Annotated in this window: 21 protein-coding genes; 10 read left to right on the top strand and 11 right to left on the bottom strand. The window is 55.7% G+C overall.

Going from position 1 to position 21,158, the window contains the following annotated elements; translation table 11 throughout:
• The first annotated feature begins 128 nt into the window (after window positions 1-128).
• Window positions 129-1,190: a DUF3153 domain-containing protein gene (locus BL107_RS05255; protein ID WP_009789240.1), complete on the top strand. Its 1,062-nt coding sequence runs from the start codon at window positions 129-131 to the stop codon at window positions 1,188-1,190.
• On the opposite strand, the gene priA is transcribed toward BL107_RS05255, so the two are convergent.
• On the bottom strand, window positions 1,191-3,440 hold the full coding sequence (priA, locus tag BL107_RS05250; RefSeq protein ID WP_037988133.1) for a primosomal protein N': 2,250 nt from the start codon (window positions 3,438-3,440) through the stop codon (window positions 1,191-1,193).
• 313 nt (window positions 3,441-3,753) lie between these two features.
• On the opposite strand from priA, the gene rpoD reads away from it, so the two are divergent.
• On the top strand, window positions 3,754-5,109 hold the full coding sequence (rpoD, locus tag BL107_RS05245) for an RNA polymerase sigma factor RpoD (RefSeq protein WP_009789238.1): 1,356 nt from the start codon (window positions 3,754-3,756) through the stop codon (window positions 5,107-5,109).
• Window positions 5,110-5,263: 154 nt separating this feature from the next.
• On the opposite strand, the gene BL107_RS05240 is transcribed toward rpoD, so the two are convergent.
• Complete coding sequence (locus tag BL107_RS05240; protein ID WP_037988131.1) at window positions 5,264-5,728, bottom strand: DUF6561 domain-containing protein; 465 nt, start codon at window positions 5,726-5,728, stop codon at window positions 5,264-5,266.
• A gap of 122 nt (window positions 5,729-5,850) precedes the next feature.
• Here BL107_RS05240 and hemC point away from each other — a divergent pair, with 122 nt between their 5' ends.
• Genes hemC through BL107_RS05225 form a run of 3 tightly spaced genes read left to right on the top strand, consistent with a single transcriptional unit; the run spans window position 5,851 to window position 8,722 of the window.
• Window positions 5,851-6,804 carry a hydroxymethylbilane synthase gene (gene hemC / locus BL107_RS05235; protein ID WP_009789236.1) on the top strand — a complete coding sequence of 318 codons (954 nt, stop codon included), beginning with the start codon at window positions 5,851-5,853 and terminating at the stop codon, window positions 6,802-6,804.
• Between the two features lie 20 nt (window positions 6,805-6,824).
• Window positions 6,825-7,706: a hypothetical protein gene (locus BL107_RS05230; protein WP_009789235.1), complete on the top strand. Its 882-nt coding sequence runs from the start codon at window positions 6,825-6,827 to the stop codon at window positions 7,704-7,706.
• A gap of 59 nt (window positions 7,707-7,765) precedes the next feature.
• Window positions 7,766-8,722, top strand: a complete 957-nt coding sequence (locus tag BL107_RS05225; RefSeq protein ID WP_009789234.1) for a hypothetical protein — start codon at window positions 7,766-7,768, stop codon at window positions 8,720-8,722.
• Between the two features lie 11 nt (window positions 8,723-8,733).
• Here the strand turns inward: BL107_RS05225 and BL107_RS05220 are convergent, their stop codons facing one another.
• Window positions 8,734-9,234, bottom strand: coding sequence for a L,D-transpeptidase (locus tag BL107_RS05220; protein ID WP_009789233.1), 501 nt, complete (start codon window positions 9,232-9,234; stop codon window positions 8,734-8,736).
• Between the two features lie 163 nt (window positions 9,235-9,397).
• Between BL107_RS05220 and BL107_RS05215 the strand changes: the two genes are divergently transcribed.
• Entirely contained in the window at window positions 9,398-10,276 is an 879-nt protein-coding gene (locus tag BL107_RS05215; protein WP_009789232.1) for a phytanoyl-CoA dioxygenase family protein, read from the top strand.
• A gap of 54 nt (window positions 10,277-10,330) precedes the next feature.
• Here BL107_RS05215 and BL107_RS05210 read toward each other — a convergent pair whose 3' ends face one another.
• From BL107_RS05210 to BL107_RS05195, 4 genes are all read right to left on the bottom strand, one after another.
• A complete protein-coding gene (locus BL107_RS05210; protein WP_009789231.1) occupies window positions 10,331-10,918 on the bottom strand; it encodes an inorganic diphosphatase in 588 nt (195 codons plus the stop codon).
• Between the two features lie 122 nt (window positions 10,919-11,040).
• A complete protein-coding gene (locus BL107_RS05205; protein WP_009789230.1) occupies window positions 11,041-12,546 on the bottom strand; it encodes a carboxypeptidase M32 in 1,506 nt (501 codons plus the stop codon).
• Between the two features lie 70 nt (window positions 12,547-12,616).
• Complete coding sequence (locus BL107_RS05200) at window positions 12,617-13,027, bottom strand: DoxX family protein (RefSeq protein WP_009789229.1); 411 nt, start codon at window positions 13,025-13,027, stop codon at window positions 12,617-12,619.
• A 215-nt stretch (window positions 13,028-13,242) separates the two neighbouring features.
• Window positions 13,243-13,647 carry a thiol-disulfide oxidoreductase DCC family protein gene (locus BL107_RS05195; protein WP_009789228.1) on the bottom strand — a complete coding sequence of 135 codons (405 nt, stop codon included), beginning with the start codon at window positions 13,645-13,647 and terminating at the stop codon, window positions 13,243-13,245.
• A 127-nt stretch (window positions 13,648-13,774) separates the two neighbouring features.
• Here BL107_RS05195 and BL107_RS05190 point away from each other — a divergent pair, with 127 nt between their 5' ends.
• From BL107_RS05190 to BL107_RS05170, 4 genes are all read left to right on the top strand, one after another.
• On the top strand, window positions 13,775-14,362 hold the full coding sequence (locus tag BL107_RS05190; protein ID WP_009789227.1) for a secondary thiamine-phosphate synthase enzyme YjbQ: 588 nt from the start codon (window positions 13,775-13,777) through the stop codon (window positions 14,360-14,362).
• 7 nt (window positions 14,363-14,369) lie between these two features.
• On the top strand, window positions 14,370-14,660 hold the full coding sequence (locus BL107_RS05185) for a 4a-hydroxytetrahydrobiopterin dehydratase (RefSeq protein ID WP_037988775.1): 291 nt from the start codon (window positions 14,370-14,372) through the stop codon (window positions 14,658-14,660).
• Between the two features lie 19 nt (window positions 14,661-14,679).
• Window positions 14,680-15,783 (top strand): GTP-binding protein, encoded by a 1,104-nt coding sequence (locus BL107_RS05180; RefSeq protein ID WP_009789225.1) that lies wholly within the window; start codon window positions 14,680-14,682, stop codon window positions 15,781-15,783.
• A 414-nt stretch (window positions 15,784-16,197) separates the two neighbouring features.
• The gene (locus BL107_RS05170; protein WP_009789224.1) at window positions 16,198-17,718 is read left to right on the top strand and encodes an iron ABC transporter permease; all 1,521 of its coding nucleotides are present in this window, start codon (window positions 16,198-16,200) and stop codon (window positions 17,716-17,718) included.
• Here BL107_RS05170 and BL107_RS05165 read toward each other — a convergent pair.
• The 4 genes from BL107_RS05165 to BL107_RS05150 are packed head-to-tail and all read right to left on the bottom strand — an operon-like array spanning window position 17,715 to window position 21,131.
• On the bottom strand, window positions 17,715-18,626 hold the full coding sequence (locus tag BL107_RS05165; RefSeq protein WP_006169782.1) for a lysylphosphatidylglycerol synthase domain-containing protein: 912 nt from the start codon (window positions 18,624-18,626) through the stop codon (window positions 17,715-17,717). The two genes, BL107_RS05170 and BL107_RS05165, sit on opposite strands and share 4 nt — an antisense overlap.
• The gene (gene larC, locus BL107_RS05160; RefSeq protein WP_009789223.1) at window positions 18,626-19,867 is read right to left on the bottom strand and encodes a nickel pincer cofactor biosynthesis protein LarC; all 1,242 of its coding nucleotides are present in this window, start codon (window positions 19,865-19,867) and stop codon (window positions 18,626-18,628) included. The genes BL107_RS05165 and larC overlap by 1 nt, the downstream gene beginning before the upstream one ends.
• On the bottom strand, window positions 19,864-20,511 hold the full coding sequence (locus BL107_RS05155; protein WP_009789222.1) for a hypothetical protein: 648 nt from the start codon (window positions 20,509-20,511) through the stop codon (window positions 19,864-19,866). Before BL107_RS05155 ends, larC begins: the two co-directional genes overlap by 4 nt.
• Complete coding sequence (locus tag BL107_RS05150; RefSeq protein ID WP_009789221.1) at window positions 20,511-21,131, bottom strand: hypothetical protein; 621 nt, start codon at window positions 21,129-21,131, stop codon at window positions 20,511-20,513. Before BL107_RS05150 ends, BL107_RS05155 begins: the two co-directional genes overlap by 1 nt.
• Between the last annotated feature and the right edge of the window lie 27 nt (window positions 21,132-21,158).

The raw sequence follows: 21,158 nt of genomic DNA, 5'->3' as shown, positions 1-21,158 counted from the left end.
ATCGCGATCCTCAACAAAAATCCACTCCTCCATACCAAGCCAAGCGGTCCATAAACTGCTTAAAAAGCTGGCTGAAAGGCGATGTTCGCCGACCGAGACAGTTACGGGGGCTACCTGGGGGACAAGGCGTGAAAAAGGACCAGCCGTCGCTCAACCTCCGTGCCGTGGATGCCCATTTAGAGCGTGGTGACTATGGCCAAGCCCTAGAGCTGCTCACTCCACTGGTCGACCTACACCCCATCTCAACCCCAGCAGGGTCTCAGGTGCGCTTCCTGATGATCACCTCTTGGATGGGTCAAGGCCAAAATGAGCAGGCATTGACCATGGCCCGCGCTTTGAGCCGAAGCGGTGATGTGGACAAGCGCCAACAGGCCAAACAGCTTGTGAACATTCTCGATGCGCCCAGCCTCGAGCGCCCCGACAGCTGGACCATGCGACTGCCTCCGCTTGAGGTCACCGCAACCGGTGGATCTCCGCCAGCCGTCAGTAGCCAACGCCGCTCCAGAAAACCAAAGCCACCACCGCCACCACCCACCGGGCCCACACGGGCTCCAGCCGTTGGATTTGCCGTCGTCGTGATCGCCGTGCTGGCCGGCCTCACCCTTTTACTGAGCGGCTGTGTTCGGATTGACGCCGATCTGGAACTCACCGGGCCAGACCGCATGGAACTCACTTGGCAGGTGCAGAGCATCAACGACCAGCCGATGCCATGGCAAAGAAGATTTGAGCAAAATTTGAGACGCGAGTTGCCTCAACTCCATATCGAGCACCCAAGCCCAGGCCGTCAACGAATCACCCCTGGAGTTCAATCGTCCCGCGACTTGAACCTCCTGTTGCAAACGATGGTGACCCTGGCTGGACGGAGCGCTGGGGTTGAGCAGCTACCGCCGCCCGAGTTCAACCTCGTGGAACGCAATTGGTTGGTCGGAATCGAACAACACCTTCACCTCAATCTTGATCTCCGTCATCTCCCCGACATCCCTGGACTGGAAGTCAATCTGCGGATCGACCATGGCCAGATTCAGCACACCGTGCACAGCGGTGAGCAAGTCGAGCTCGATCAATCCCGCTGGCGATGGAGCCCTCTCGGACTCGGCAGCTTATTAATTGTGGTGTTGATGGGCTGCAGCCTTCTCTTGCAAGGGGTTCGCCGCAAGTTGGGTTTCGGATTCCCTGAACTACCCGCCTAACTAAAGCTGCTGTGGATCAGGATCGACGGAGAGTGCAACGCCGCGGGGCAATTCCTCCCAAAGCGCCTGCCCCGGCGGGAGAGGTAGGGCAGAGCCCACTGGCCCATGCAAAAGAAGTTGCCAACGGCTTCGTCCAGCGACTCGCGCAACTGGGGCAGGAGCCGGCCCCAACAACCACCAATTTTGCTTTTGACATAGGGGCTTGAGACGTTCCGCAAGAACCGATGCAGCAGTGGCCGTCGCGCTGGCCGATGTTCCAGACAACCGCAAGAGACAAGCACGACTAAAGGGAACCAGGCCCGCCTCACGGCGCAGCTCAATCTCTTGCGCCAAAAACAGTTCATATCGACCATCCACCAAGTGTTGAATCACGGGATGCTCTGGGGAGTAGGTCTGAACCAACACCTGTCCTGGTCTCTCCCCTCGGCCGGCACGACCTGCCAGCTGAAGAAGCAGTTGCAGGGCCTGTTCTCCAGCACGAAGGTCGGGGCGATGCAGCAATCCATCGGCAGCCAAGACGGCCGCCAAGGTGACACGAGGCAAGTCCATACCCTTGGCGAGCATCTGCGTTCCAATCAGCACGTCGGCCTCACCAGCCGCAAAACGATCCAACAAGCGGCGATGTCCATCGCGGCCACCGGTGGAATCGCGATCGAACCTCAGCAAACGCAAGCCTTCCAGCTCTTCAGAGAGAAGCTCCAACACCCGCTGCGTCCCAGCACCAAACGGCTTGAATGCTGTTGATCCGCAGTGGCTGCAACGGGTCTCCATCGATTCACGGTGATCACACCAATGGCAGCGCAGCCACTGCTTCCCCCCCTGACCTCGGTGAACCGTTAGGGCCACGTCGCAGTGCGGGCACTGAACCACTTCCCCACAGCTGCGACAGCCCAAGAACGGGCTGTAACCCCGTCGCGGAACCAGCACCACGGCCTGCTCACCCTGCTCAGGAAGCGCCGCCAGGCGCTCCATCAAAGGACGACTCACCAATCGCTTGTGACCATCGGCCAGTTCATCGCGCATGTCGACCACATGCACCGGAGGTAGATGCTGCTTTGAAATCCGCTCTTTCAGCCGCACCAGACGCAGGGGACCACCGGGCTGACAGTGCAACCAACTCTCGACGGAAGGAGTGGCACTCCCCAAAACCAACCGCGCGCCATGCCGAACAACTCGGTCCATGGCCAAGTCACGGGCGTGATAACAGGGCATCGGTGATTCCTGCTTATAGGAACTGTCGTGCTCTTCATCGAGGACCACAAGCCCAAGGGGGGCCAGTGGCATGAAGATGGCAGAACGGGTCCCCACCACGACGAGGGGTTGATCCGGATCCAGACAACGGCGCCACCCACGCACCTTTTCACTGTCGCGACATCCGCTGTGATATTCCACAACCCTGGAGCCAAAACGACGGCGGCAGCGGTCGACCAATTGGGGAATGAGGCCAATCTCTGGGGTAAGGAGCAACACATGCCTGCCCTTGGAAAGTTCATCCGCAGCCAGCTGCAGATAGACCTCGGTTTTGCCAGAGCCCGTCACGCCCCAAAGCAATAATCCAGCCCCCTTTGGCAAAGCCTGATAAGCCTCAATCGCTGCTGCCTGCTCCGGCTTGAGGGATTGCGGCAACTCCAAAGGATGAGAGCTTCTCTCTGTTGCACCACCGTTCCAACGCCGCTGGGTCCGTTCAATCCAACCCTTGCGCTCAAGAGGGCGGAGCAACCCAGCCCCGAACCCAGCAGCTTCAAGATCTTTCTGCCAGGCACCTCCGCCCCCCTTAGACAACCAATCCAAAAGCTCTTGTTGCCGAGGTGTTGGTCGATGCTCAACATCAGCCGAATCAACGCACTGCACCCACCAAAACTGTCGTGCACCTGCGAGGCCAACACTGCGCGCTTGCCCTAACCAACCAGACGGGAGAGCCGCTTTCACCATGCGAAAGGAACTGAGATGACACCGCAACGCCACCTGCTCCAACCAGTGACTCCAAGAGGGGTCAACGGCGGCCTTTTGAAGCAAAGCCTCCACGGGCTGCAAATTCTCCATGCCAGCGGAGTCCAACTCGCGCTCGGAGACAACCAATCCATTCATCGACCGGCCACGCAGGCGAACGCGAACAAGATCTCCGGATTGAAGCCCTAGCTCTGCAGTCGCGCGATAACTAAACGAACGTCCATCTCGTCCAGCCTCCAACCAAACATCAACCAACCTCTGGGGTTGCAAAGGCAACTTGCAAACTTCGGAAGACTTCATTAAAATATTGAAGTTGGCTATGGAAGCCAACGCTGCGCTCGATCCAGCGGGAAGACATGCAGTCTTGGAATTAGAGCATCGCTCTAAACATCCAGACCAGTCTGAGACCACCCCGGACAGCTCAGCACAAATGTGTGTACCACTCGTTTGGCGATCACACCAAACACCATCTCATTTACTCCCGTTAACCCTCCAAATAATCGGAGTGTTGACGGTCTTCCGATTGGCTTACCCCCCACTTTCGTAGAAGACCGCTACCAAAGCGGTATCAAGGCACGTCCCTGTCGCTTCTTTACCCGCACTCACTACACCTATGACTCCTGCTGCCACCAAATCCGCAAAGCCGGACATCGTCTTAATGGCGAATGCCGAGGGACAGGTGAAAAATCTGGTGCCGATTGCCAAGAGCCCCGCAAAAAAAGCTCCTGCACGCAAACGGAAGGCAAACTCAAGCGCTGAGGATTTGAGCGCTGCAGCGGACGAACTCCTCGCCAATGCAGATACCAGCACCAAAGCGGCTGAAGGGACAACGAAAAAAGCAGCCAAAAAAGCGACGACTGTGAAGAGCGCGGCTAAAAAAACAACAGCGAAGAAAGCAGCCACAACAAAAGCCAAAACTGCAGCCCCAGAACTCACAGCAGAGGAAAAAGCCAAAGCTGCCACTGCAGAAAAAGAAGCCAAAGCGAAGGCTCTGGCCAGCATCAAAATCGGTCCGAAGGGGGTCTACACCGAAGATTCGATTCGTGTGTACCTGCAGGAAATCGGACGAATTCGCCTCTTGCGACCTGACGAAGAGATCGAACTGGCCCGCAAAATTGCAGACCTTCTTTACCTCGAAGAGCTGGCCGCACAATTTGAAAGCGACAACGGTCGTGAGCCCGACAAAAAGGAGTGGGCAGCACTCGTTGAAATGCCGCTCATTCGCTTCCGCCGCCGCTTGATGCTGGGCCGACGAGCCAAGGAAAAAATGGTGCAGTCCAACCTGCGCCTTGTGGTGTCGATTGCCAAGAAATATATGAATCGAGGCCTGAGTTTCCAGGACCTGATTCAAGAGGGCAGCCTTGGCCTGATCCGCGCCGCTGAAAAATTCGATCACGAAAAGGGTTACAAATTCTCCACCTACGCCACTTGGTGGATTCGTCAGGCGATCACACGGGCGATCGCCGACCAAAGCCGGACGATTCGCCTACCTGTTCACCTTTACGAAACGATCTCGAGGATCAAGAAGACCACCAAGGTTTTGTCCCAGGAATTCGGTCGGAAGCCAACAGAAGAGGAAATTGCTGAATCGATGGAAATGACCATCGAGAAGCTTCGGTTCATCGCCAAGAGCGCTCAATTGCCTATCTCCCTGGAAACCCCGATCGGGAAAGAAGAAGATTCCCGCTTGGGCGACTTCATCGAAGCCGACATCGAGAACCCCGAACAGGACGTTGCCAAAAATCTTCTGCGTGAGGATCTTGAAGGCGTGCTGGCCACCCTCAGCCCCCGCGAGCGAGATGTACTGCGCTTGCGCTACGGCCTGGATGATGGTCGTATGAAAACCCTCGAAGAGATTGGCCAGATCTTTGATGTAACCCGAGAGCGGATTCGCCAAATTGAAGCGAAGGCCCTTCGCAAATTGCGGCACCCCAACCGCAATGGCGTCCTCAAGGAGTACATCAAATAAGTACGAAGCCATCGCTTCAGTGCGTCCTTGATCGCATATAAAGAGATGCGAGGGAAATGAGACGCCCTCCTCACACGGAAGAGATCAAACCCCAGTGTTGAACTGGGGTTTTTCTTTGCTCAGAATTTGATCGCACCATCACCAAGATCACCGTTTAATCCAACGCTTGATTGGCATCAACGCTTTCGGTGAATTCCTGGAAGGCCCGTTTCAGTCGTTCAACCGGGGTTTCTTCCAGTGGGCACTCCTGATTGGTGGATTCTGCGTAGGCCTGAATCAACAGTGGATCCGGGTCCAACACTGAGGCCACAGCTGATTTGAACAACACCACATTGCTTTGGGTGGTGAGACCCGAAAGATAAGGATGCAAACTCCAATCGGAATCTTGGGAGGGGCTTCGCCGAACCAAACGAGGCCGAATCAGCTGATATGCATGGTCACCATCCCGGTCGGTGGTGTTCCTGAGGCGAGCCATTAACACCTCACCACTGGAAAGAAGCAGCAAGCGAATGCGTCCTTCAGACATCAGTGGCAGCACCGCTTCTTGAACGGAGTTGTCATTTGGTCCCTGACCAAGAACCCCGACTTGGCGGACTCCGTTAACCACTGGACCTGGCATCGCACAGCCGAACACTTCGCAAATGTTAAGCGTTGTTCACAATGTGAATCACGCATTCCCTTCACAAAGACCTATTTCGAAGCGCTCGACTGCGTAGTCTGGGCGGCTGACTCGCCGAATTCATGGCCCTCACCGAACTGCGCATCGCTTCTCGACGCAGCCAGCTGGCCATGGTGCAAACCAACTGGGTCAAAGCAGAGCTGGAAAAGGCTCACCCAGGCCTGACGATCACAGTGGAGGCGATGGCCACCCAGGGCGACAAAATTCTCGATGTTGCCCTAGCCAAAATTGGCGATAAGGGGCTCTTTACGAAAGAACTCGAGGCCCAAATGCTGATTGGGCGTGCGGATATCGCTGTTCATTCCTTAAAAGACCTGCCGACCAATCTCCCTGAGGGGCTGATGCTGGGTTGCATCACAGAACGGGAAGATCCCGCCGATGCCCTGGTGCTGCACGCCAAAAACAAGCACCTCAATCTTGCGACACTCCCCGAAGGCGCTGTGGTGGGTACCAGCTCACTCCGTCGCCTTGCCCAGCTACGGCATCACTACCCCCATCTGGAGTTCAAGGACGTCCGCGGCAACGTGATAACCCGTCTGGAGAAACTCGACAGCGGTGCGTACGACTGCCTAATTCTTGCCGCGGCTGGTCTGGGTCGACTCGGCTTCGCGGATCGCATCGACCAATCCATTCCTGGAGACATTTCTCTCCATGCCGTTGGTCAAGGCGCTCTAGGGATCGAATGCGTAGAAAACAAGCCAGAAGTGATGGACATCATCAAAGTGCTCGAGCATGGGCCCACGTCCCAGCGCTGCCTCGCCGAACGCGCCTTCCTCCGCGAGCTAGAGGGTGGCTGTCAAGTGCCCATTGGTGTGAACACCCGGTTCGAAGGCGACCAATTGATCCTGACTGGCATGGTGGCCAGCCTCGACGGGAAGCGATTGATCCGAGAGAAGGCATCTGGCCCCTCTACCGACCCCGAATCCATTGGTCTTGCGCTGGCGACCACGCTGAAGGGGCTTGGAGCTGGCGAGATTCTTAAGGAGATTTTCGACGCCGTCCGCCCCGAGGCCTAAGCCAACCCTTGCAGCCCAAGATGGGCCCAACACTGCCAACACTCCTGACGGGTCATGCTCTCGAAGGGGAGCTTCACCGCATCACTTTCCGCTATACCGATATCTCTCAAAGCAGGAGATCTCTTGCCCTAGCAGCGTGGGCTTTAAACCGTAACGGAATTATTCGGTTAACCGGTGTGGTTTCACCCAATCTTGTGTTGACACTCAATCATGAAATCAATGAACTACTAAAGAGCCTGAAGATCTATCAAACAAGCGGAATTTTGCCAGACAATATCGCCAACACCTATTTAAATACACAGGAAAAATTGATGCTGGCGGGCTACAAAAAACTCGTCAACGCCGATAAAGCTGTTATCAACACCCGCTTTTCAAGACCAGACGGCCGAAGCGGAAGCGATGCTGGAATGATCGACATTTTTCACCCTGAAAAACTCTCAAGCGAACTTGACAAGACCATACAAAATTGCACACAAATTACATTAATTAGAAAGCTAATCTCCCTGTCAACCCTGAAAAAAGTTCAGGCAAAGTGCCATAATCTATACATCAACGAAGGTGTCCAAGACACCCGCGGATTTCATTGTGATGGGCGAGCTCTCAAATTCAAATCCTTTGTATTTCTAACTGATGTCAAAGAACTAGAGGACGGTCCCTATTGCTATGTCAAAGGGACTCATCGAAACAGCTCGGCATGGGATCACACCTGCAAATTCAATTCAATGAACAATATTGATCCTTGCGAATTTACACAGCTCGGCAAGAATAATGCTCTGGCAATGCTCGCAACTGCAGGAGATATGGTCATCTCATCTCAAAGCGGTGCCCATCGTGGCCATCCTCAAGGGCCAGATGGGCACCGCCGGGTGCTTGTCACAATGTACTCTCCCAAAAAACATTAACCGTGCCAACAGTATAAAGTTACTCAAAATCATAATGAGCAATATTTTAAGGTCTAATTATGTTTCTTTCTCACACCACACCCGACCAAGCCCTCCAGGTGGCTGCATCTGTTGCAGGAGCGTGTCGACTGAATGAACGATGGCACTCAGAATTTCAACCTTATTTCCTTAGTCTGATCTTTCGAGAACTTCTCGACGTCAACATTGATTTCAACACGATCAATGCCATTGATGTTGACCAAGCTCAGGCACTTTTCCCAGGAGACGTGCAACGCCGTGAACTGATTGAGCTCCTGGTGCTCACAGAAATGATGCTGAATCCGATCCCGGAAGAGCTCGAACACTCCCTCGAGCACTGGGCACAGCAGCTCAACGTTCATGATCGAGCGCTAATTCTGGCGAGGGATGTGGCCGGGCAAGCTCGGGCTCAGGCCCAGAGCGATTTTTACCGACTGTTTTGGATGGGAGAGGAAGACCGAGAACAACAAGGATTCGAAGAACAACTCAAGCAACACGGCCCCCAGGCATGGACATTCACGGTGGAAGAAAATCCCGACTTAGCAGCGCAGTGGCGATCACTCGCCCAACTACCCGAGGGCACGCTGGGTGCAGCCGTTTGGAACCACTATCAAAGCCATGGCTTCAAGACCCCTGGAGAATTGGGAGGAGCTAACGCAGCACTTGCCCATCACGACTGGCTCCACGTGCTGGGGAACTACGACGTCACTGTGATTGGTGAAGTGGAGAACGCCGCCTTCGGCGCTGCAAGCAGCAACAAACCTGGCGCCACGCTGTGGTTCCTGGGCGTGATGGCGATGTACGAGGGCGGCCTGTTCGACAGTGTTGTAACGGGTAGTCATCCCCATCAAATCTCCGCACCCGGCATGGCCGAAAGGGTCGCCCATGCCTTACGCCGCGGCCGGCAGTGCCAGCAAGACCTCCTCGCCATCGATTACTTCGCCGTGGCAGATCAACCTCTCATCAAGCTGCAGCAAAGCTGGGGCATCAAAGGCTGAAGAAGCTGATCTCATCCTCGGATTTCAAAGGTTGTCCCCACGTCAACAAGGTCAAACAACTGGCGAACGTGAACATTCAGCATGCGCACGCAACCCAAACTGACGGCGGCTCGGGTTTTCACCCAATGGGGCCAGGGGGTTCCATGGATTCCGAATTCACCGCGACCGTTGCGATGGAAGACCAAATAGCGATCACCGATCGGACTTGTTGGACCGCTGAGCTCCTTGCGCTGACCAGACTTTTCTGAAACGTAAATGGGGTTCATTTCTTTGGTGAGAATCGAGAATTCCCCCTGAGGCGTCGGGGTCTTGGGGTCACCAATCGCCACTGGCCAAGAACCATGCATCCGACCATCCAGCATCACGCTGATTTCACGCCGCTGCAGATCCAAAAGAATGCGCGATGGCGATGGCGCATTCAAAGCCAATTCCTCCGCCCTCACCGGGACTGCCGTCGCAAGGGCAGCAGCCACGACGGGCAACACACACCAAGAAACTCGCACGAGACGCATAAGTCTTACTAGTCTTAAACGTATTCACGGCGCATCAAAAAAACCTCAAATCATCAGCCAAGCTTCAAACCCTTCAGAATCTCTTCATCTCACGGACGAGACTTAAGAGTCAGGGCTCAGCGTTCTTTGGGCTGGCGGTACCCTTCCCACATCCCGTGGAGCCGTGTTGTCCAGTACGACGATCGCCACAAAAAAGCCAGTCTTGCTGGGTGGTGAAGCCCTGGCTAACGCCGTTGCCAGCATCAGCTTCCCGTTTTCCGAGGTTGTACGAAGCCAACGCAGCTTTATTGCCGCAGCTTGGGCCCTTCGTCGCCACGGGATCATCTGCCTACGCGGTGCGGCGTCCAATCAAGACTTGACGTCGATCCGAGATGAGATTGACAACTTACTAGGGAGCATCGAATCAAACGACCTTTCCAATCTGCAAGACATCGCCTATCTCAATCTTCCAAACCATCGCGTTTTAAAGGGATATAACAACTTTCGAGATGCTGATCGTCCTGTCATTAATTATCGGGTGAAACGACCGGACGGACGGACGGGAAGTGATGCAGGAATGATCGATATTTTTCACCCTGAACGACTTTCATCCAACTTGGGAAAGAGGATCCAAGACTGCTTGCACGAAAAACTAATCCAGAGATTGTTGCTCGTTAGCAGCCTGAATCAAATGAAGGTGAAGTGCCGCAATCTATATTTAAATCGGGGGGTTCAAGATACACGGAGCTATCACTGCGATGGTCGCTCCTTGAAATTTAAATCATTCGTTTATATTAGTGACGTCAATGAACTTAACGATGGTCCCTATTGCTATGTCAAAGGGTCCCACCGTCGCCGACGCATATGGTGGCGCAGTGCAATCTTCAACAAAAAGAACCAACTCGGTCCCTTTGAATTCAGCCAACTTCAAGGAGCTGAAGCCATTTCTCTTTTCGCGAAAGCTGGGGACATGGTGCTCTCATCTCAAAAGGGAGCCCATTGCGGTCATCCCCAGCATCCCAAAGCAAAACGGACTGTTTTGGTGAACATGTATCAGCGTTAGGCCATAAAAAAAAGGCGAGAAACTCGCCTTTTCAATTAATACTTTCTAGAACTACTAATCGACGAGTTTCGGATCGATTTCAGACATATAACGAGCCTCACAACTCTTGATAATTTCCACTGCTTTTTCAGTCCCAAAGAAACCATTCACGGTGCAAGTACCAGGCTTTTTGAGATCCTTGTAATGCTCCCAGTAATAGGTGGTTTCCTTTTTCCAGTGAGCACCTAGATCCTCGAAGGTCTTGATGTGATCCATGCGCTTGTCATCCGCTAAAACAGCGATCACCTTGTCGTCAACCTCGCCACCGTCGTCGAACGTCATCACACCAATGATGCGAGCCTCCACGATGGATCCCGGGACGAGCGGCTCCGTCACATTGACAATCTCAATATCAAGAGGATCACCATCTTCATCCCATGTACGGGGAATACATCCGTAGGCAAACGGATACGAGAGGGAGGAATAGCCGACACGATCAAGCTTGAGGTGGCCAGTTTCAGTGATCAGCTCGTACTTATTAATCGTGTTGGAGTTCAACTCCACGATCGTGTTGAGGCGAAGCTCAGCTTCATCAGCGAATGCGGGCAGCACATGCAACAGATTGGGCATGCTGCGGCTCGGAGCCTGATCGAGGTTGGCCATGCAAGGCAAAGAACAGCGCCCGGGATCCTACGGGGCAACATCGAATCAACCCAAATTTCCGCATAAATGAACAATAACGTGCATAAATATACACGTCATCAACACGGAATTGTTCTCAACAATTATGCGGCGCTCAATGCTGCCAGCTTGCCCTCGAGGTACGTCAGAAATGATCCAGCATCGAGACGGCGACCCGTGACCCGCTCCACCAACTGCTCTGCGTTGACAGAGCGGCCCAAAGGATGCACATGCTCGCGGAGCCAGGCCAGCAAAGGGCCCACATCACCACGAGCGACATGATCCTCAGGGGCACCAATCGCTTCAACCATCGCCTCACTGATTTGAGCGCTGATCAGATGTCCCAAGAGATAGGAGGGGAAATAACCGAAAAGCCCTTCACTCCAGTGCACATCCTGCAAACAGCCCTCGGCATCGTTCTCAGGGGTGACGCCAAGGAGTTCGCTGTAGCGGCGGTTCCATTCATTCGGCAAATCACTCACCGCCAAACCGCCCTCTAGGAGGGCGATCTCTAGCTCTGTCCGAATGAGAATGTGCAAGCCATAGCTGAGCTCATCGGCTTCCACACGATTCAACCCCGGTGAAAGTGGATTCATGGCACGCCAAAGATCCCGAGGTGCTTGAAGCGGAGCGCCCGCTTGAACGAAACGCTCCCACCACTGCTCTGAAAAAGCAAAACTTCGAGCCACCCGGTTCTCCCAAAACAACGATTGGCTTTCATGAACCGCCATCGATGTCGCCTGGCCCACCGGCCATGAGAACCACTGGTGACTTTGATTAGGCAGACCCTGTTCGTACAGGGAATGGCCCCATTCATGCGCCGTCGCGAGAAAGCAGGAGAGGGGCTGGCCCGAGACCACGCGCGTTGTGATGCGGTAGTCCGAGGGGCCGAGGGTGATCGAAAACGGATGGGGCGAGCGGGCCAGACAGGTGGAGTCCGGATCACGCCCCCAGCTCGTCAAGAGTTGCTCGCACAAAGACTGTTGCGCATCTTCTGACAACTCCCAAGCCGCGGAACGGGAACGGGGCGGGGCCGCCACCTCTGCAACCAATTGAGGAAGGCGCTCTTTCAACGGCGCAAACAACTGCATCAGCCGATCCAAGGTGAGATCTGGCTCGAAGGGTTGCGCCAAGGTTTCCCAACAGGAGCGCGGCTCAGCCAATTGCCGCGCCTGTTCTTGACGGAGGTCGATCAGCGTTTGCAACGCCGGTGCAAACAAGCTGAAATCTGAATCTTGGCGTGCCTGTTGCCAGCAGCTGTAGCCAGCGGCTTTCGCCGTAGCCAATGCACTGACCAAGGCTGGATCAAGCGACTGCTGACGGCGAAGATCTTGCTCCAACAAATCAAGGTTGCGTCCTTGCTCAAGACAGCGTTCTCCATCAGCCCATGTTTGACGCGCTTCCGCCACGAGTTCGGCATAGGCAGGCGAACTCTGCCTCGCGTGCAACTGGCCCGCCAAAAGGGTCAACTGCTCCCCACGCCAGGCTGATCCACTCCTGGGCAGTCGCGTGTTCTGGTCCCAATAAAGTGTGCTTTGAATACTCCCCGTTAGGGCAGTCTCTCGGATATGAGCGCCAAGCTTGTCCCAGGCTGTGATCAGGTCTGCCACTGAGCCCTAAAAACTTTGACCATCATGACGATTGGGGCGCATGCTCTGACGGAAAAGGAGACCATCCCAATCAGCGGCGTCTGGCTCTTAAGGAGCGGAAACTAGGTACAGAGCCGCCAGTCGAGCGCGTAATCGCCAAGATCAGCGCTCCAATCACCGCAAGGTTGGTGAATAAATGCTGAAGATCAAGGGGATTGGTGTGAAAGATCAGGGTTGTAGGGACAAGAAAAATCAGCAACAACGAAGCTCCAAAAATCGTGTTGCCCCCAAAAACCAAGAACACAGAGCCAACAATCAAAACCACGATGGCGCAAACCAAGAGAGCGCTAGAAAACGGCTCAGGGATTCCTTTCGATGCAATGAAAGCAGCGGTCCCAGAAAAGTTGCTCATTTTTCCAGGCAACGCGTTCACGAACAGCGCAGCAATACAAATGCGGCCCAGACGATCAAGAGCCCTCGAAAAACTGATGGAACGGTTCAAAAGAATTGGCGTAGGGGCTGAAGGTTTGGTAGCCGATCCGAACCCGACGCGCCACTGGTGAGCGCCATGTTCAAAGCCGAGGTCTTAGCCCAGACATCAACAAAAAATAATGCTCAATTTGTCCCATCGAAGATGACGTCACTAACTAAATTTAATTCGGGGAAATCGCTCAGGAGCAAAGCAATTTGTCGATGCTTCTTTTCCCCATTTCTTCATCAGAGAACGCAGCGGTCTTGGCAAAGAGTGTCCAAGTCCGACCGACCGGTCCATTGCAGTCGCCTTGACGCCCAAAACCCGTAGGCAAGATTTGCCAAAGGCGCAACGAACGGCCAGCGGGTGGGGGCATACAACCAGCCCAATCCAATCAGGCGATAGGCCTCTCGAAACACGGCAATGTCTTGGAGCACATCCCCATTCGAGTTCAAGGCATGGATCCGCCCCATCGCCGTTCGATAACTGATACCTGCATAAGCCGTGGGGTCGTAATCCGGCGCGTCGATATCGACAAATGCAATGCGCTGATGGCGATCACGGCCGCGTAAGAAGCGAACCTCTCGGACGCACAATGGGCATCCACCGTCGAACAGCAATGTGAGATCCGACTGATCAGAACTGGACATGCTGAGAACACAAGGCATCCCCACGTTGGCCGAAAGTCGAGGACAAACGTGGCCACCAATCTTGGGGGCGGTGCGGCGAGGCCAGACCCATTCCAAACTTCAACGACGTTGTCCTCAGGCCACACCAATGCCCCTCCGCCAGGTTCTGCATCAATTGGACCTATCGACCCCAGGCCGAGGCTTCACCCGTATCGATCGGTCGTTGAATACTTGGCTGCGTACCACTGGATTGCACCAAGGTGTGCTGCATCTCACCTGCCTCCACACAAGCGCCAGCCTCACGATTAATGAGAATGCCGATCCACGGGTTCTTCAAGACCTCGAGGCTTGGATGGCGGATGTGGTGCCAGAAAGTCGTCCTTATGTCCATAACGACGAAGGCGCCGATGACATGCCAGCCCACATCCGCACCGCCCTGACGAGCCAAACCCTGAGCCTGAGTGTTCAAGATGGTCGCCTGGTATTAGGAACTTGGCAGGCCGTATACCTCTGGGAGCACCGCAGTGCCCCGCATCAACGAACGGTGGCCTGTCATTTGATGGGGGAAGAACAACCCCTCGCAAGGGAAACCCTTCGAATTAACGAGGCCATTCAATCCCGCCACGACGCCGAAGCTTGGGCAAGCGATGGAGGGGTGGAAACCGAGGTGGACTTTCTTGTCGACCGTCTCCATGACCTCGCGGACAAACCAAGCCAGGATGGGCATTCCCACTGATTCGATGATGACTGCACAACGACTGAATCAGGATCAAATCGAGGCCTTGGCAAGCCGACTTCCGCAGTGGAGAGTCATCAACACGTGCCTTCAGCGCCAATTGGTTTTTAAGAACTTCGTTGAGGCCTTCGGATTCATGGCCCAAGTGGCTCTGTTAGCGGAAGCACGCAATCACCATCCAAATTGGAGCAACGTCTACAACCGAGTGACGATCGAGCTCACCACCCACGACCTTGGTGGGCTCAGCAGCCTTGACGAGGAGCTGGCCTCTGCAATCGACGATCTGCTGCCAGCATGACCTCAGAACAGCTCGCGTTATGACCACCGCCCCTGCCCCAACCGGGGTGCCCGTCACCATCCTGAGTGGCTTCCTTGGTGCAGGTAAAACCACACTGCTGAATCACATCCTGAGCAATCAGCAGGGTGTGAAAACAGCAGTGCTTGTCAACGAATTTGGCGAGATCGGCATCGACAATGACTTGATCGTGACCACTGGTGAGGAGATGGTCGAACTGAGCAATGGATGCGTCTGTTGCTCGATCAATGGCGAGCTGATGGAAGCCGTCGAACGGATTATTGATCGTCCGGAACCGATGGATTACATCGTGGTGGAAACCACGGGGTTGGCGGATCCACTACCCGTGGCCATGACCTTTTTGGGGAGCGAGCTTCGCGATCAAACCCGCCTCGATTCGATTATCACCCTGATCGATGCTGAAAATTTTGACGATGACGTGCTCGCCACAGAAGTGGGGCGATCTCAAGTGATCTATGGAGATATTTTGCTTCTGAACAAGTGCGATTTGGTTTCGGAGGATCGCCTCCAAAGCGTCGAACAACAATTGCGCGACGTCAAAAATGACGCACGGATTTTGCGCTCCGTCAAAGGAGATGTGCCCCTCCCGCTGATGCTGAGCGTCGGCCTCTTTGAATCCGACAAGGTCGTTGGAACCGAGATCAAGAACAGCAGCCAAGATTCTGAACACGACCACAGCCATGGGCACGACCACAGCCATGGGCACGACCACAGCCATGGGCACGACCACAGCCATGGGCACGACCACAGCCATGGGCACGACCACAGCCATGGGCACGACCATGCCGATCATCTGGAAATCGAAGGATTCACATCCCTGTCATTCCAAAGCGATGGACCTTTTGCTCTGCGGAAATTTCAAAATTTTCTCGACAATCAGATGCCCCAAGAAGTGTTCAGGGCGAAGGGCATTCTTTGGTTCAACGAAAGCGAGAAGCGCCATGTCTTTCACCTCGCTGGTAAGCGTTTTTCCATTGACGACTCCGAATGGACAGGTGATCGAAAAAACCAACTCGTGTTGATCGGCCGAAACCTCGACCACAATCTGCTGCGCCAACAATTGCAGGAGTGTGTCGCCAAGGATGCTGGAAAGGGTTTTTCCTGAACAGGCACGAGGCAAAAAAGCCGACTATCGTGCGCGCATGCAAGACACTTTGATGGCTGAGCCCTTCGTCCTTGTTTCACTCCTGTTAATCACAAGCTTTCTGTTGTGGCTATTAGCCGACTCAGACGATGACAACAGTGGTGGCGGCTTAAGACAGCCCGTTTTGGTCCCAATCCCAGTCCGTCGGAACCAGCACTGACCCGCCCATTTTGAGCAGCTCAGAGTCCCCACACACCCGTGGGGCTTTTTTTTATCTATGTCGGCGAAGCGCAGCGGGTCAAGACAAACCATTCGCAAAGCCTGAGCAGGGTCTGAGTCAACGTGTGCCGAATCGGATGAGATGAGCAACCAAGCCGAATTGCCTCGCAGAGGCAACGACAACACAGATCCTGACCACAGAAGCCTGCTCGAGCCATGAGCCGGAAAGTACTGGCTGGATTAGCCGCCGCTCTCGCCCTACTGGCGATATGGCCACTGTTCAACCTCATCTCAGAAGGGCTGCAAGGTCTGTTCAACGGGTTGGGCAGCCTCGGACCAGATGGAGGCCGTCAAATCCGTGGAACCCTGTCCCTGCTCCTCGGAAGCGCCCTCGTTGGAACCGTCATTGGAACAGCTAACGGTTGGCTGCTGATCAACTGCCGCTTCCCTGGACGGCGATGGCTTCGTATTGCGCAGCTAATCCCATTGGCCACACCGGCTTATCTCCTCTCAGCCACCTTGGTCGACCTCGGAAGTCGCCAGGGTTGGCGCATCCATGGCCTCGGCTGGGGAGTCGTGGTCATGGCACTGGCGACCTACCCCTATGTCTTTCTCCTCAGCACTGAAAGCTTTGCCATGAGTGGACGGCGGCAGCTGGAGGCTTGTCGGAGCTTGGGGGTGGGGCCTTGGGCCGCCTTCCGCAGGGTTGCACTGCCCATCGCCATACCTGCCATTGGCGCTGGCGTGGCCTTGATGGGAATGGAAATTGTGAATGAGCTAGGTGCCGTTCAACTACTGGGCATCCCAAGCCTGTCTGCGGGGATTCTTGAAGCCTGGCAAGCCGATGGCAATCCCACGGGTGCGATCAGCCTTGCGCTCATCACCCTGGTGATCGTGCTGAGTCTTGTGATGGGGGAGCGGCGACTGCGCCGACGCAGCCGCCGCTGGAGTGACGGCGTTGCCGGTGGGGATGCCACGGCTTGGCCCTTGCAAGGGGTTCGTGCCCTAACGGCCCAATTACTCGCAGTGATTCCTCCGCTCCTGAGCCTCGGGACTCCTCTGTTTTGGATGCTCACCAATTTGGATCAACTCCAAACCAACTTCACCAACGACTTACTCCAGCTCAGCTTGCGCAGCCTGTTTCTTGCTTTAGCCGCGGCGATTCTTGCCGTCGGCGCAGCGGTGTTGCTGGCCATTGCGAAACGCTGGAGCACTGCACCCTGGTTGCGCAGCCTGACGTTTCTGGCAGGCATGGGCTACGCCATCCCTGGCACGGTTTTAGCGCTTGCCCTTCTCCTCACTGGAGCACCCTGGCAAATCGCCCCTCTCGCCCTGTTGCTGTGGGGCTACAGCGATCGCTTTTTAGCCGTCGCCAAGAGCGGCCTCGATGCAGCTTTGGAACGCATCAGTCCCAATCTTGATGAGGCCGCTACAGGGATGGGCTTCGATTGGCATCAGGTTCTCCGCAAAATTCATTTGCCGCTTCTGCGCGGACCGATGACCGTTGGACTCCTCTTGGTCTTTGTCGACACGATCAAAGAGCTTCCACTCACCTTCGCATTGCGTCCCTTTGACTTCGACACCCTGTCCGTACGGGTGTATCAATACGCGAGCGACGAGCGATTGGCAGAAGCTCTGCTCCCGGCTTTGATGATCTTGGTCTTAGGTCTGATTGCGTCAATGGCCCTGGTACCGACCCTGGATCAGAGCTCCAACAGGAGATCAATTCAGGATTAAGTCCGCCGGGCAAACCATTCAACGATCTGGCGATCGGCACGGAACGATCCAACCGCCAAGACATCAGCCAGCGTCGAAATCAGTCGATAGCTGAGCACCACCGCCAACAGTGGAGCTTCAGCCACAGCTCCGCCAAGTCGCAGCAGCAGAGTGGCTTCAAAAACACCCAACCCACCGGGAGCACCCGGCACGACCAAACCAACGGCGTAGGCCAAGCCAAAGGCTGCGAGCCACTGCGAAGGAACAGGCTGGGCCAGATCAAAGGCTTGAACACAACAATAAAACCCAGAAAAGCGACACAGCACAAACATCATTTCGGCAGCAAAAGGCGACCAGGGATATCCCATGCGACCACTGCCCTCAACCTCGAGTGGGCAATCCCCAGCCGTCTGAAGCTGCGTCGCTTTCGATCGCTCTAACCGCTCCAGAATTGGCTCTCGCCAGCGTGGCAGAAGCAGCAACGCCGGGATGGGAGCCAACAAAACCAGCCCGTTCTGCCATCCACCGGCCATCAGCATTAGTAGAGATACCGCCACAATTAGTAGGGGATCAAGGATGACCCCGGCCAAAGCTGGCCCCCCTCCCATAGAGGGTCGAAGCGAACGCACACGCTCCACAAGGTGCCAGATGCCTCCGGGCAAATACTTCAGCAGGTTGCTGCGAACAAACAACGGCACCACCGCCAGGTCGTCCGGCACAGAACCAAGCCACCCCAACACCACGCGCCAGGCCACGCCATTCATCAAGATGCTCAGCCAGGTGAGCCCAAGCCCAAGCACCAACCACCACCAGCCTTGGCTATCCAAGCTCTGCTGGCGCAATTGGGCACTCTGTTGAACGAGAGCCACACCAATAAATGCAAGGCTCGCCAGGGTGATCCACAACTTTGGCGACCGCCATTTGCCCATCACCAACTCCAGTCCGCATCGCTGATGAATGGAGCCGCCACCACCGCCGTCCGCAACTCCGCCAACGAGCATCCGGTGCGGCGACTCATCAACTCCAAATCATCGGCCTCGGGTTTCACCGTGCAACGACCATCGGGCCGCTTGACTTGCTTGGCGGGAAGCCTGCCCCAAGGAGTATCGAGCAATCCGATCCGGCGTGGGAGCAACCAGCGGCCCTGAAGACGTTCCCGCACACCAATGCTGGTGCCGGCGTTGAACCACACCTGCCGCAGCCGTTCTGCTACGTCCGGCTCCACCAAAGCGATCACCCCATGGCCAGATCGTCCCTTTTTCATCACCAACGGGTGGGCTGCCACGTCAACGGCCCCTGCCTCCCGCAGACGTTCTAAGAGCAAGGCCAGATCCTCTGGCGTGGCGTCATCCAGCCATGCCTCCTGAACAACAAGGGGCTGCCATCGCGGAGCATCCGTTAGCTCTTGATCGACAAGTTCTTGATCAGCGAGTTGTTGATCAGAGGTGTCGAGCAGCAGCCGCACCAAATTAGGGCGATCCAACTCGCGGTGTCCTAAGCCGATACCCACCAACGCTGGCGTGATTCGGGCTGGCGGCACGAAGCCATCAGCCCAAACGGCCATTAAGGCAAGACCTGTCGGAGTCACCAGCTCCCCCTCAGGAGCATGGGGGCTCTGGAGGAGCGGAACATGGTGCCGGCGAGCAAGCTCCAACACAGCTGGCACTGGCACAGGGAGAAGGCCATGGGCTGTCTGAACCGTGCCTCGTCCAGCGGGCAGAGGAGAGCAACAAATCCGTGACGGATTGAGCTGGTCGAGCGCCGCACAAACCCCCACCACATCGACAAGGGCATCGACAGCACCCACCTCATGAAAATGCACAGACTCAACCGACGAGCCGTGCACGGTTGATTCAGCTTCAGCGAGAGCTGTAAACACCGCCAAGACTCGATCCTTTAAAGCAGTTGAGAGAGGCGCCTCAACAATTTGCTGTCGAATATCAGCCCAGTGACGATGGGGAGGTTGGGCTTCCAATCCCGTCACACTGACCCGCTGCCCGCGCAGGCCGCCACTGCGCGCTTCCACGACATCAATGCGATAACGACCAGCTAGCCCCAAACTGTTGAGCGGCTCCTCGATCGCCGAGATCGGAACACCAAGGTCGAGGAGACCTGCCAAAAGCATGTCTCCCGCCAAACCGGTTGGGGCATCGACCCAAAGCGTGGTCATCTCGCCAGGCGTGGGGCGGTCTCCAACAGAGCTATCGCCTGTTGGTCAAGTTCATCGCGCTGGTCACGTAACTGTTGCTCGATCTCGCGACGGGCGCGGCGTTGCTCCCGTTGCGCTGTATTGGCGTCATGACCGGACATTCCCCAGAGGCGGCCAAGGAGAGCCCGATCGTCAGCACCACCACGGGCCTTACCGAACACCAACTTTTCTGCGGCAATACCCGCTTGAAGGACTCGGCTCCAGCGACGCAAATCCTCGAGGGTCATTCGCACGCTTTCAGGAACCACAAATTCCGTGGCACCGTTACTCGCCAGCCCTGCCTGGACACAAGCGAGCGTTCCCACCAACACCCGCTGAACGGGCAAAGCCTCCGTTTCGGCTACTAAAAGGTGTCCCGCTTCATGCACTGCAATTCGGCGCAAGCGCTCCTGCCCGCCCGGCAGGGCTTCCGCCAAGATGTGCCCCCCCATGCCTTGCCAACTCGCTGCATCGACGCTGAAGGCGATCAAGCCGCCCAGAACGAACACAACAATCCAGGCAGACGACAAGCCCATCGCAGGGCCGAAGGCACCAAGTCCGGTAATCCCTGCCACAACCAAACCGGCCCGCAAGGTGCTTGTGGAGCCCTGACCCTGCTCTGCCATCAACGGCTGCTGCGGGTGGTAGCCGCTCCCCGGCCACCCTTGGATTTACCGCCACGAGTCGGCATCGGTGCGATCACCTCATGGTTCTCCAAATGGAGTTCTTGACCCTGACGACGAAGATCGAAGCTCACGAAATGGCGCAGATGCTCAAGGGGAAGTTCCCCTTTGATCGACACCTTGAATGGCAATGGACGTTTGCCATCGGGACGCGGGAGCTGTCGCACTTTGACCACCATCTCACCCGTTTCGGGCTTGGTATAAATCAATTCTCCGCGAATGGAGAAGTAGTCGTCACCTTGCGGAAGCGTGTCGTCCAAATCGTTTTGATCCGGGGAAAGGGTGCTTGGTTCCCAAACACCCGCGATCTGGAGGTGGAGGTGTTCACTATCCCGACAACGGGGATACACCACCCAAAGATGGGGGTGATCCATGGCGAGATGACGGCGCATCAGGGTTAAGACCCTTCCAAGCACAACGGTTTCAAGTTCAAGGCCATTGGAATCGGTCAGCACGCCACGCGTGACTTGATCGGGGTCTGTCGGGGTGTAGGTACCGCGAACAAGACCGATGGCCCGGAACTGCAACGGCTCGGTGACAGGGGGAATCGGATGGGCGCGCATTGAGCTGGTCCGGGCGGTGCAAAAATC

Origin of the sequence: Synechococcus sp. BL107, from assembly GCF_000153805.1 — a bacterium.
Taxonomy (GTDB): domain Bacteria; phylum Cyanobacteriota; class Cyanobacteriia; order PCC-6307; family Cyanobiaceae; genus Parasynechococcus.
Note: the sequence above shows the minus strand (reverse complement) of the source record. Positions and strands in the feature narration are given on the sequence as shown.